The 12,436-nt window shown below is 64.9% G+C and carries 10 protein-coding genes; 6 read left to right on the top strand and 4 right to left on the bottom strand.

Annotated elements, in window-relative coordinates; translation table 11 throughout:
• Positions 1–67: 67 nt before the first annotated feature.
• The 3 genes from GUY23_RS02070 to GUY23_RS02060 form a co-directional block, all read right to left on the bottom strand.
• Positions 68–1,462, bottom strand: a complete 1,395-nt coding sequence (locus GUY23_RS02070; protein ID WP_166969298.1) for a M20 family metallo-hydrolase — start codon at positions 1,460–1,462, stop codon at positions 68–70.
• A gap of 101 nt (positions 1,463–1,563) precedes the next feature.
• Complete coding sequence (locus GUY23_RS02065; protein ID WP_228282658.1) at positions 1,564–2,868, bottom strand: MFS transporter; 1,305 nt, start codon at positions 2,866–2,868, stop codon at positions 1,564–1,566.
• Positions 2,869–3,073: 205 nt separating this feature from the next.
• The gene (locus GUY23_RS02060) at positions 3,074–3,991 is read right to left on the bottom strand and encodes a LysR family transcriptional regulator (protein ID WP_166969296.1); all 918 of its coding nucleotides are present in this window, start codon (positions 3,989–3,991) and stop codon (positions 3,074–3,076) included.
• Positions 3,992–4,321: 330 nt separating this feature from the next.
• Here GUY23_RS02060 and GUY23_RS02055 point away from each other — a divergent pair, with 330 nt between their 5' ends.
• The 3 genes from GUY23_RS02055 to GUY23_RS02045 all read left to right on the top strand — a co-directional run bounded on the left by GUY23_RS02055 (position 4,322) and on the right by GUY23_RS02045 (position 8,086).
• The gene (locus GUY23_RS02055) at positions 4,322–6,394 is read left to right on the top strand and encodes an HNH endonuclease signature motif containing protein (RefSeq protein ID WP_166969294.1); all 2,073 of its coding nucleotides are present in this window, start codon (positions 4,322–4,324) and stop codon (positions 6,392–6,394) included.
• A 117-nt stretch (positions 6,395–6,511) separates the two neighbouring features.
• A complete protein-coding gene (lgt, locus tag GUY23_RS02050; RefSeq protein ID WP_166969292.1) occupies positions 6,512–7,444 on the top strand; it encodes a prolipoprotein diacylglyceryl transferase in 933 nt (310 codons plus the stop codon).
• A 99-nt stretch (positions 7,445–7,543) separates the two neighbouring features.
• Complete coding sequence (locus GUY23_RS02045) at positions 7,544–8,086, top strand: acyl-CoA thioesterase (protein ID WP_166969290.1); 543 nt, start codon at positions 7,544–7,546, stop codon at positions 8,084–8,086.
• Positions 8,087–8,095: 9 nt separating this feature from the next.
• Here GUY23_RS02045 and GUY23_RS02040 read toward each other — a convergent pair whose 3' ends face one another.
• Complete coding sequence (locus GUY23_RS02040) at positions 8,096–9,289, bottom strand: pyridoxal phosphate-dependent aminotransferase (protein ID WP_166969288.1); 1,194 nt, start codon at positions 9,287–9,289, stop codon at positions 8,096–8,098.
• Between the two features lie 270 nt (positions 9,290–9,559).
• Here GUY23_RS02040 and GUY23_RS02035 point away from each other — a divergent pair, with 270 nt between their 5' ends.
• From GUY23_RS02035 to GUY23_RS02025, 3 genes are all read left to right on the top strand, one after another.
• Positions 9,560–9,901 (top strand): hypothetical protein, encoded by a 342-nt coding sequence (locus GUY23_RS02035; RefSeq protein ID WP_166969286.1) that lies wholly within the window; start codon positions 9,560–9,562, stop codon positions 9,899–9,901.
• 104 nt (positions 9,902–10,005) lie between these two features.
• Positions 10,006–10,686, top strand: coding sequence for an N-acetyltransferase (locus tag GUY23_RS02030; protein WP_166969284.1), 681 nt, complete (start codon positions 10,006–10,008; stop codon positions 10,684–10,686).
• A gap of 248 nt (positions 10,687–10,934) precedes the next feature.
• Positions 10,935–12,389: an NAD(P)/FAD-dependent oxidoreductase gene (locus GUY23_RS02025; protein ID WP_166969281.1), complete on the top strand. Its 1,455-nt coding sequence runs from the start codon at positions 10,935–10,937 to the stop codon at positions 12,387–12,389.
• Positions 12,390–12,436: the final 47 nt, after the last annotated feature.

Below are 12,436 nucleotides of genomic sequence, written 5' to 3'. Positions count from 1 at the left end.
CGGGCACGGGATGGGCGGTGTCGGTCTGGGTCGACCGCCGTCGTCAGTGCTGGTCATCGGGCTTCACTCATACGGTAACGCTCGACCGCGCCTCGGCGACGGAACGTCCGACCCAGACCTCACCGTCGCGGACCTCGCCGAGCTGCCCGCGCACGAGTTCGCCGGCGACCGAGGTGAGCACACGGACCCCGCGGACCATGTCCTCGTCGGTGGTGAACTCGCGTTCGCAGTGGGAGACGCCGTCGACGCTGGGTACGAACATCATCACGGCGGGCACGCGGTTGTTCATGGCCACCGAGTCGTGCCCGGCCATCGTCTCGAGACGGCGGATGCTCAGGCCTTCGTTGGCCGCAGCCTTCTCGGCGAGCTCGACTCCCTCGGGCGGGAAGTGGCGTTTGTCGCGGATGTCGAAGTCCTCGACGTTGATGGTGATGTCGTGGGCTCGGGCGATCTCGGCGATCTGAGTACGCAGGGAGTCACGGGCGGCTTGGACGATGGCTGGGTCGGAGGATCGGAGGTCGGCGACCATGTGCACGCGGCGGGGGACGACGATCGGCGAGTTCGGTTCGACGACATGCTGACCGACCGAGGAGACGAGTGCTTCGTCGTCGAACTCATCGACCACCTCGGCGACGGCGAGGACGACCTTCGCGGCGGCGACGAGGGCATCGTGGCGGTCGGCCATTGCCGTGGCTCCGGTGTGGGACTGTTCGCCGAGGACGTCGATGTCGAGCTTCTGCGTGTACCAGCTGGACTCAACGACGCCGATGTCGGTGGTCTCGCGTTCGAGGATGCGGCCCTGTTCGATGTGGATCTCGGCATAGGTGATCGCTTCGGGCGGGGTGTCGGTGCCGGCGTAGCCGATGGCGGTCAGGGCATCGGCAACACTCGTTCCTTCGAGGTCGGTGACGGCGAGCATTTCGTCGAGGTCGAACAGGCCGGCGTAGACGGAGCTGCCCATAATCGAGGGAGCGAAGCGGCCGCCCTCCTCGTTGAACCAGTTGACGACGGCGAGGTTGAACGTCGGCTGCTGCCCGGACTCGGCGAGTTCCTCCTTGACGCGCAGGGCCGCGAAGAGAGCAGCGATGACGCCATACGCTCCGTCGAAGCGACCGCCGAGCGGCTGGGAGTCGAGGTGCGAGCCGATGAGGACGTAGGGGGCGGCACTGTCCTTGGGTGCGGTCGAATCCGGGACGGCCGCCTCGGCGGGGGTGTCGTCATTCGTGATCTCGGCGCCGTCGGGGACGAGCTGGAGGCAGGCGAACATATTGCCGATCGCATCGACGCGGACCTCGAAGCCGTGGGCGTCGGCCCAGGCGCGCATCCAGTCGCGCGTCTGCTTGTCCTCGGGCGTGAGCGCCTGCCGGTCGACGCCGTTGTTGTCGGTCGCGCCGATCGTGGCGACGTGGTGGAAGGTAGAGAGGAAGGCGTTGTCGCTCGAGGGGTCTGCCTGGTGGTTCATGGTGGTCGCTTTCTCGTGTCTCTGATTCATGGGGTCGGGGTGGGGTGTTCGGACGAGCGGCGCGCGGACGGGTGAGTGTCCTCGAATCCGCGCGCCGAGGCTCAGCCCAGACGTCCGCGGGTCTCGGGCAGTCGGGTGATGACGATGAGGATGAGGCAGACGGCCGCGCAGGCTGCCATGTAGAACCCGGGCGCCGTGCTGACTCCGGTGATGTCGACGAGCCAGGTGCCGACGAACGGCGCGGTCCCACCGAGCACCGCGTAGGAGACGTTGTAGCTGATTGCCGCCGAGGTGAACCGGGTCTTCGTCGAGAACCGTTCGCAGAAGAACGTGTAGCAGCCGCCGCCGTAGCAACACAGCGCGAGGACGAAGATCGTCTGCCCGAGGAAGGCCAGTCCTATGTGTCCGCTGGTGACGAGGCCGAATGCCGGCACCGAGGTGACCGCCAGGAGGATGGATCCGGCGATGAGCATGGGCTTGCGGCCGACTCGGTCGCCGATGGCTCCCGCTATGGGCAGGAAGATCGTGTAGCTGGCCATGGCGATCGCGTTCGTCAGCAGCGACTGTTCTCGGCTGAGGTCACCGGTCGTCTGGATGTAGGTGACGAAGTAGGCGGAGAGCATGTAGAAGCCGAGCGCGGTGACGCCGAGGACGAAGAAGACCTGCAGCATGCCGACCCAGTTCTCGCGGAAGGAGTCGCGGATCGGGCTGAATTCCTTCGGCCGCTCTTCGGCGGTCTTCTTGAACAGTTCGGATTCGTCGGTGCGCGAGCGGATCCAGAGCCCGACAGCGGAGAGCGGCAGGGCGAGGAGGAACGGGATCCGCCAGCCCCACGAGTCGAAGGAGGCGTCGGACATCATCGTCGAGAGCAGGAGGATGAGCCCGCCGGCGAACACCGACGGCAGTGCTGTGGCGGCGAGGGTGATGTTGATCCAGAGTCCGCGCTTGCCCACCGGGGCGTGCTCGTAGACGAAGGAGGGACCGCCGACCGATTCGCCGCCGGCGGAGAATCCCTGCCCGAGGCGGGCGAGGATGAGCAGGATCGGGGCGAACCAGCCGATCGTGTCGAAGCCGGGGAGGACGCCGATGAGTGCGGTGCAGATGCCGACGAGGAAGATCGTGACCGTCAGGGTCTTGCGCCTGCCCACCTTGTCGCCGAGCGCCCCGAAGAACAGCCCGCCGAGGGGCCGCATGACGAAGGCGACGCCGAAAGTCGCGAAGATGACGAGGAGCCCGGTGATGCGGTCGCCGTCGGGGAAGAAGTACTCGGAGAGGATGACGGCCGAGAGACCGTAGAGCGTGAAGTCGTAGAACTCGACGAACTGGCCGATGCTGCCGCCGACGAGCACCTTCTTCTGCATGCTCGTCGTCGTGGTTCTCTGCTCGCTCGGGGCAGTGGTGGACATCCGAGATCTCCTCAGGTCGCGGGATGATTTCCACCATCTTTGCGATCCACGCCACATGAGTCCAACAGATACTGTTGAAGCTCGCCATAGATTCAATTGATGAGATGGGTGTATTGCGCACATCCACCGGTGTGGATCGGTCCTCACCCGCAGGGACGGATCACGGCGCTCCCAGCGCGGGGGCCGGCGCACCCGCAGCAGCGGGTCACCCCTCGGGACCGAGGATCTCCCGAGTCAGCTCACAGAACGCCTGCGCCCGTCGACTCAACCGCAGCTCGGTCGGCCAGACGAGAGCGAGATCGATGCTGGGGAAATCATCGAGCAGCGGCACATCGACGGTCTTGGAACCGATATACGTCCCTGACGACACGCTCTGACTGAGCATGGAGTACCCGAGTCCCATCGCGACAAACGAACGCACGGTCTCGTATCCGGAGAACCGATGTCGCACCTTCGGAGTGACACCGGCGATGCGGAAGAGTTCGTCGTAGTACTGCCGACTGAAGGGCAGATCGAGTTGGATGTAGTCCTCTTCGGCGAGTTCCTCCAATCGGATCGGGCGCGGACCTTCCCCACCTCCACCGAGGCGGTGGCTGAGCGAGACGAGCGCGTGTGGTCGCACGACATCGATGAGGTAGGTGTCGAACCGGTCGGTCAGACCCAAGGTGTAGGTCAGCGCGATATCGCAGTGTCCCGCGACGAGCGCCTGCTGGAGTTCATGGAGATCCGCTTCGAGGTAGTTGACCCGAACGTCCGGGTAGCGCTTTTCGAATTCGTCGTGGATGAGCGGCAGGCGGGTGGGCGCGATCGGCGAGAAGACTCCGACCGTGAGGTCACCGCTGAGATGACGGGAGAGGCCCAAGGCAGTCTCGCCGAGGTTGTCGGAGGCTTCGAGGAAAGGCGTGACCTCTGAGAGGAATCGCTTCCCGGCGGGCGAGAGCACCACCGACCGGTTGCGCTGCCGAATGAAGAGGTCGAGCCCCAACGTGCGTTCGAGCTGCGCCATCGCTGTCGAGATCGCGGACTGGGTGACGTTGAGGTGCTTGGCCGCCTCGGTCATATGCTCGCGCCGCGCGACCTCCTGGAAGTAGCGCAGCTGCACGAGGGTGAAATCGAGTCCCATGGTCCCCTATCTTCCCATCGCACTGTTGATTCGCACTTTCCCATCGTCCGGTGGACTCCGGTGCCACTTCTCATCTGCGGCCCGCTCCACACCGCCGAGACCCGGCGCTCATGTCACTACCGCCGTCTATCGTGAATCTTCACGGACTCGATCATCCGATCATCACGACAGTCATGAGCGCAGATTCTCTACCCTACGGACGCTGCGAATCATAGATGTTAGTACATCGGATTTATATTCGATGTTTTTTCGAATCTGCTATTGCTTCTGCTTTCGATAAGCACTAGAATTTGAGAAAGAGACCTTCAATGGAGAACGGAGCTCGAGCCAGTGACCTACACTCCCGATCGCAAGCGACGTAAGTCGAATCGGCGTGCTCGGCGCACCGATTCCGGCTCGCGCAGCGATGCGGGCAATAGGCCGAAGATCGGGCCGAGCGACACCACGCCGGACCTCCCCTCTCTGAGAGAGCAGCTCAGAGCCGCCGGCCTCGATCTCACCGGACACCCCTTCGCCGAGGTGTTCGATGCCCTGGATCCGGTCCCCACCGAACCACTGGAGTCAGCCGCCGCAGACGCCGGCAATACTGCGGACGAAGACGCGGGTTCTCCCCCGTGGTCAGAAGAAACAGAGAACGGCACCATCACCCCGGGACCCCCTACGGACCCCGGCGACAATGAACCCGCATGGGAAGACGACGAGCCCGCGCGGAAAGAAGCGTCCGACGATGCTGCAGCCGCTCAGCGGACGTCGCGCCACCCGCTCCTGCCCGACACCACATGGAGCGACCTCGCCGACTGCGCACCCGAGATCACCGACGCCATCACTTCGCTGACCGGTCTTGACGAGAAGCTGCGCACGTTCGACCGCCCCATGGGACCGAACGAGGCACTGCACGTCATCGACGGCGCTGAAGCGCTCCGTCGACTCAGCGATTCCCTGTCCACCCTGGCTCTGTCGGTCTACGAACGAGTCGGCACGCCGACGGACAGCGGAGCGAAGACGCCCAAAGACCTCATCCAGAGCCGTCTCAACCTGACCGGACGCGAAGCCAACCGACGCGCCAGGCTCGCCGAGAGCCTCGGCGGCCGAGTGACCCTCGACGGGCAGCGCCTCGAACCCGAACACCCCTTGGTGGCCGAGCAGTTCCACTTGGGGACGCTGTCGGCCGAGCACATCACCGCCCTCGAGGAGTGCCTCAAAGCGCTTCCCGCATGGGTCGATCAGGCGACGAAGGACAAGGCCGAAGCCGACCTCGTCCGATATGCGGCGGACGTGACGGTCAATGAGCTGCGCGACATCTTCCGCCATATGCTCGTGAGGATCGACCCCGACGGGGCTGAACCCCTCGACGCCAAGGAGCGGTCGGCCTACTTCGTCACCGCACGTCCCAAACGAAACGGTGATTGGAGGCTCGAGGGCGTGCTCGACCCAGTAGCCGGGGCAGAACTTCACGGCCTCCTGACCTCACGCATCGAATCCGCACGTCCCGCGGCCGGCGACCCATCGACCGACCCAGCACTCACTACAGCCGGTCCGGCTCCCACCACAGCCGACCCAGCACCCTCCGGGTCGACTCCGGCCGCAGACTCCGATTCCGGCGCGACCGTCGGACCCGACCACAATCGTGACGAGGAACGATACGCGCCGGTCGATGCCGTTCTTGCCGGCGACCGCCTCGACGCCCCGCAGTGGGCCGTATTCGAAGCCAACCGGGACAGCGGAGCCTCGCAGAACCCTGTGGACGCAGCAACCGCGCTCCCCGACGGCTACGGTGTTCGTGAAGACGGCTCGACCATCAACCTCGTCCGGGAACAGCCGACCGCGAAGAGCTGGATCTATGAGCGCTTCGCCACCCTCATCTCCCGTATCAGCATGAAGGAAGCCCAGAAGGGCTCGCCCTACGCACTCGTCGTCACCGCCAAGGCATCCGACCTCGCGAACAACATCGGCGAAGCGACCACCGGGTCGGGTGCCCGTTTCCCGATGGACGACCTTGCCCGCCGCGGGCTCAACGGCACTGTCTTCTTCCACCTGATGGACGAAATCGCGAGAACCGTGGAAGTTCGGACGGAGAACCGCTTCGCCAACAAGAAGCAGACCGCAGTGATCACCGCTCGAGATCGCGGCTGCGTCTTTCCCGGCTGCGACGCTCCTGCTGGGTGGTGCGATGTGAACCACGTCGTGCCCCACAGCGAGGGCGGCCGCACCGACATCAACAACATGTGCCTTGTCTGTTCACACCATCACCACCTCATGGACCGGTCCGGCTGGGAGGTCGTCATGCTCCCGGACGGGCGCCCGGCTTGGAAGCCGCCGGAGAGCATCGACCCCACCCGCGCGCTGGTTCTGCACTCTCGATTCATCACCGACGACATCATCGACGGTCTGTTCGACTTTTAGCTGCGCTCTGGGCGCAGAGGGCACCAGTGTGCTCATTTTCAGCGAAAGCCCCTTCGCGACCGCGGCATTCCCCGGCCGCATACGAGACTCTCAGGCTGGTGCAAATAGACTGACCCCATGCCTGCAGTCCTCACGAGCACGCCCCTGACTCCCAGCGCCACAGCGATTCCGCACGACATCTCAGCGGCGATCCCGAGCCCGAGCGTCTCGAGCTTCCAACTCGGCCCCTTGACGATCCACTTCTACGCACTGTGCATCCTCGTGGGCATCATCATCGCGATCGTGCTGACCAACCGTCGCCTCACCGCCCGCGGAGTCGAGGACTGGCAGGTGCTCGACATCGCGACCCTGGCCGTGCCGATGGCCATCGTCTTCGCCCGGATCTACCACGTGATCACGCACTACACGGACTACTTCGGCCCCGGTCGCAACCCATGGAACATCTTCGAGCCCGGTTCCGTATGGGCGATCTGGGAGGGCGGAATCGCGATCTTCGGCTCCCTCATCGGCGGCACCCTCGGCGCGTGGATCATGTGCCGCAGGCGCGGCCTCAGACTCACCACGCTGCTCGACGCTCTGGCCCCGGGCCTCATCCTCGCCCAGGCCTGCGGACGCTTCGGCAACTGGTTCAACCAGGAGCTCTTCGGCCTGCCGACCACACTGCCCTGGGGTCTCGAGATCGACCCCGGCAACTCGGCGATCCCTCTGGGCACTCCCCCGGGAACACTGTTCCACCCGACATTCCTCTACGAGGTCATCTGGAACAGCCTCGGCGCCCTGGTCCTGCTCTACCTCAGCCGCAAGATCTTCTTCCAGTGGGGACGCCTCTTCGCCGTCTACCTCATGTGGTACGGCGCCGGACGCATCGTCTGGGAGTCGATCCGCATCGACCCGAGCTTCGTCATCCTCGGCCTGCGCACGAACGTCTGGGGCGCGATCGGCGCGGTGGCACTGGGCGTGATCATCATGGCCGTCCAGTACAAGCGACACCCCGAGCCCGAGGAATCCCCGTTCATCCCCGGCCGCGGACCGCAGCCGGCCGACGACTGAGTCAATCCCTCGCCGAGGCGGCCCACCCCCGACCCGGCACGGGGCCTCACCAGCGCACCATGATTCACAGATAACTTACCATCAAGTAACATAGGGTCTATGCACTTTACGCGTATGATTCTGCAGCTGCTCCGCTCGCGCCGTCGCCCGACGCAGGACATCTGGGACACCTACTCCCTTCCCCTGCGGGTCCGGCCCTCGGAGATCGACATCTTCATGCACGTCAACAACGGCAAGTACTTCTCGATCATGGATCTGGGCCGACTCGACGTGCTGGTGCGCAGCGGTGTCTGGAACACGCTCCGCGACAAGGGTTGGACGGGTGTCGTCAGCGCCGAGACCATCAGCTTCCGCAAATCACTCAAACTCGGCCAGCGCTACAGCCTCGACACCCGGATCATCGGGGTCGATGAGCGTGCCGTGTACTTCGAGCACCGAATCGTCGTCGAGGGAGAGATCTACGCTCGCGCCTTCGTGGCCACGCGGCTGCTCTCTGAGTCAGGAACCGTGTCCAAAGAGGAAGCCATCAGCGTCTTCGGACCACCACCGGCCGACGTGGAACTGCCCGAGTGGATCCACGACTGGCGGTTTCACAACGCCCTGCCGAGTACGCAACGTCCGGCCGCGCACAATTGGGCATAACTCGACGGCTCAGCCCTCGATCCACTCCTTGAGCCGTCCGAGGCCCTTGGAGATCGCGGCCTCGTCGATGCCGGAGTACGCAAGTCGGATGTAGGACCGGTCCTCACCGGGCTGCGGTGAACCGAAGTGTTCGCGGGTGCAGAAGGACACTCCGGTCGCGTGCAGGGCTTCGGTCGAGAAGTCGGACAGCGTCGCGATGCCCTTGGACTCCATCGCCTCGGTGACATCGGGGAAGACGTAGAACGTCGACCCCGGGGTCGCCACGCTCATGCCGGGGATCTCGTTGATCAGACGGCAGGTGGCGTCGCGACGTTTGCGCAGCACCTCGAGCATCTTGCCCACCGGCGTCTGCGGTCCGCGCAGGGCGGCGATGCCTGCCCACTGCACGTACTGGTTCGTGCAGGATTCGTCGTTGGTGTTCATCGTCGAGATCGCCTCGGCGACCTCTGTTGGTGCGACGGCGCAGCCGAGCCGGGAACCGGTCATCGCGTACTTCTTCGAGAACGTGTATAGGATGACGGTGCGCTCGGCCATTCCCGGCAGCGCGGCGATCGACTGGGACTTCCCCTTGTAGCGCATCTCGAAGTACGCCTCGTCGGAGAGCACCCACAGGTCGAACTCCTGCGCGATCGCGGCGATCGCTTCCCGCTCGCCGGGCGTGGATTCGGCGGAGATCGGGTTCTGCAGGTCGTTGTAGATGATCGCCGTCGTGTTCTCATCGATCGACGCGCGCAGGTGATCGAGGTCGATGGCGAAGCCGTCATCGGTCGGGATATAGCGGTAGGGCAGGGCCTGCCCGCCGAGGTAGTCGATCTGGGATTCGTAGATCGGGAACCCGGGATTCGGGTAGAGCACGCCTTCGCCAGGGTTCATCACCGCTTGGAGGAATTTCGTGATCACGGGCTTGCCGCCGGTGGTCACGACCACCTCGGCGGGGTCGATCGTCATGCCCCGGCGTGAGCCGATGTCATCGGCGAGCGCCTCCCGGAGTTCGGGGATTCCGGGCCCGGGGCAGTACCCGGTCTTGCCGTCGCGGATGGCCTGCTCCATCGCCTCGACGATGTGCCCGGCGAGGGGGAAGTTGAGATCGCCGAGATGGAACGGGAAGATCTCGTTCCCACGGGCCTTCCAGTCGGCGGCGGCCTGGGCGACGCGGAACGCGGTCTCGGTGCCGAGGTTGTCCAAGCGGCGAGCGGTCTTCATGAGCGGCTCCTTCGTCGAAGGTCGTGGGCATTGTCTCGTCCTGCCACATTTCACGACGCAGTGACGTCGCACGTCGGAGCCGGCAGGGACCCGAGCCCACAACGTTCACTCACGATAGAACACCCGGGCGGGATATGTCAGCGACGTCCGTGCGAATTGCGTCGCGGTGCTCAGGCGACAGACGATGAGAGAGTCCGAACCGTGGTGGAACTGTGGCATCTGTGCCGACGATAATGTCGGTAGATGGCGTGCCGTCGAGTGCGAGGGATCATGGACGAGGAAGAGCTCAACGAGTTCTATGGACGGCACGGCATCGTGCCGGAATGCCAATCCGGTTGGCACAAGATCATTGTGGAGTTGGACAGCAGAATCGCTGCGATCGCTCCGAATTACAAGGCGGAGCAGATCAAAGAGAAGTTCGGCGCGCTTCGGTTCTACTATGACTCGATGAGCATCGACCCGAGCGATTGGGACACGGTGAATGACCTGGTCAGGTCAGCAGAAGATGAGTCCCTATCCACGTGTGAAGTATGCGGAGCCACCGGCTCGACCGTCGGACCACGAACTCGCTCCCGGTGGATCAAGACACTCTGCGAGACTCACGCGAACTGACCGTCCGTCTTTCCGCCGCCGCGTCATCCGGCCGCGTTACCCCTCCGCCTCACCCTACCCATCACCGAGGCGACCGCCCAGACCTCACAGAAGAATTCGCGTCCTTGGAGAACACCTGGCCCGAGTTCATGCGGCACGACCCCATCGGGAACCTCTACTATGCGCGAGATGTTCTCGATCTCTTCGCCGACTATGTGCTCCTCGCCCACACTGCTGTCGACGAGATCGTCGGAAAGGCACATTCGATACCGTTCCGCCTCGGCGGCGAAAGCCTGCCTGAGGACGGATGGGACGGAGCGATTCGCCGTGGATTCCGGGCCGAACTGCTCGGAGAATCGACTGACACCCTGGCTGCACTGGAGATCTTCGTCCGCTCCGATCGACAGGGCCTGGGCCTGTCGGGAACGATCCTTGCAGCTCTGCGAGACCACGCTCGCGACCGCGGATTCGCCGAGGTGGTCGTCCCGGTTCGCCCGAATGGGAAGACCGACATCCACGAAACGATGGACTCATACGCCTTCAGGACCAGGGACGACGGGCTGCCCGTCGACCCATGGCTGCGCACTCATGTCCGCGCCGGCGGCACGATCGACGGTGTGGCCCATCGCGCCATGGTCATCCCCGGAACTCTCGACGAATGGCGGTCATGGACGGGACTGCCCTTCGATACTTCCGGGCCGGTCGACGTTCCTGGAGCACTCGCGCCTGTGCTCTGCGATGTCGACCATGGCAGCGCGGTCTACGTCGAACCCAATGTGTGGGTGCGTCACCGAACCGGACTGTGAGAGGACGGCCAGTCTGACACCGGCCAGTCAGCCTGAGCAGGTTCCGACGACACGAGCCAGCACAACCCATGGAATCAGAACGTCAATGCACCGATTTCATATGGCAAAACGCTGGTCGACAACCATTTACTTCGCCGGGAGCGTGAGATAGACATGATTCCGTACGCTCCGTCACCGCCGACCGACACCCCAGTGCACCGGCGAATGCGGCCCGACGAGCGGCCACCGACGATCACAGGAGAAGATCCGTGTCCCACCTCAACGGCGAGGCCTCCCACTGGCTGACCCAATCACCGCCCACACACGCCTCCCCGTCCCCGCTGCCCACCGAAAAGCAGGACCTCATCATCGTCGGCGGCGGACTCACCGGCCTGTGGTCGGCCTACTATGCGCGGCAGGCTCACCCGGATTGGGCGATCACGATCATCGAAGCCAACCACATCGGCTACGGTGCCTCGGGACGCAACGGCGGCTGGCTGTCGACTCTGCTTCCCGGCAATCGGATGAAATACGCCGAGGCGGTCGACCGTGCCCGCGCGACCGATCCGACCGGACCGGTCGGGTCCGCCGGGCTCGATGGGACCACCAGTGTCCGTGCATTTCAGTCCGCTCTCTTCGACTCGATCGACGGTGTCCTCGACGTCTGCGAGACCGAGGGCATCGACGCCCACCAAGTCCGCGGCGGCCACATCGACATCGCCCAGTCCGAAGCCGGGATGTCTCGTCTGCGCGATCTCCAGGCAGGCAATGAGCAGTTCGGCTACGGACCCGAGGACATGCAGTTCCTCGACGCCGAGGCCACGCGTGCCCGCATCGATGTCGATGGAGCCCTCGGCAGCCTCTACTTCCCCGCCACCGCCGCGATCGACCCGGCCCTGCTCACCCGCGGTCTCGCCCGAGTCCTACGCGAACAGGGAGTGACGATCTGCGAGGACACCGCGGCCGGGCACATCGGCAAGGGCGTCGTCTCAACGACCCGCGGACAGGTCACCGGGAACACGGTCTTCGTCTGCCTCGAAGGCTATTCCGACACCGTCACCGGAGACCTCCCCGGACTGCAGGGACGCCAGGTCATCCCTGTGTTCTCGTCCATGATCGCGACCGAACCGCTCCCGGCCCCAGTGTGGGAAACCATCGGTTGGGAGGGCCGAGAATGCCTCGGCGACACCGCGCACACGTTCATCTACGCTCAGCGCACCGCCGATGATCGGATCGCGATCGGCGGGCGCGGGGCACCTTATGCATACGGCTCAGGTCTGCCCGGAGACGGCGAGGTCCCCGCCGAGGTGGTCGACCTCCTGGCCGGGCGCCTGTCCTCACTCTTCCCCGAGCTCGAATTCGACATCGCGCATTCCTGGCGCGGCGCGCTCGGGGTGACCAGGGACTGGTGCGCGGGCATCTTCTTCGACCCCGAACAGCGGATCGGTGTGGCCCGCGGGTACGCCGGACACGGGGTGACGGCCACGCACCTGGCGGCCAGAACCCTCCTCGACCGCGCGTCCGGCAAGGCGACCCCGCTGACGGCACTGCCGTGGAACGACCACTTCTCGGGCCAGTGGGAGCCCGAGCCGATTCGGTGGCTGGGCATCCGTTCGATGTACAGGATCTTCGGCATCGCCGACGCCTGGGAGCGGGCCACCGGGGCGAAGCGGACAAGTCTGCTCGCCCGCTTCGGCTCGCACCTCGCCGGCCTCGCGGAGTGATGGGCGGAGCGCCGCGATGCCGAAATGGGCACGTTCCATCATCAGCA

Source organism: Brevibacterium atlanticum (assembly GCF_011617245.1).
Taxonomy (GTDB): Bacteria; Actinomycetota; Actinomycetes; order Actinomycetales; family Brevibacteriaceae; genus Brevibacterium; species Brevibacterium atlanticum.
The sequence above is the reverse complement of the archived record's forward strand: the minus strand, read 5'-3'. Positions and strand labels throughout refer to the sequence as shown.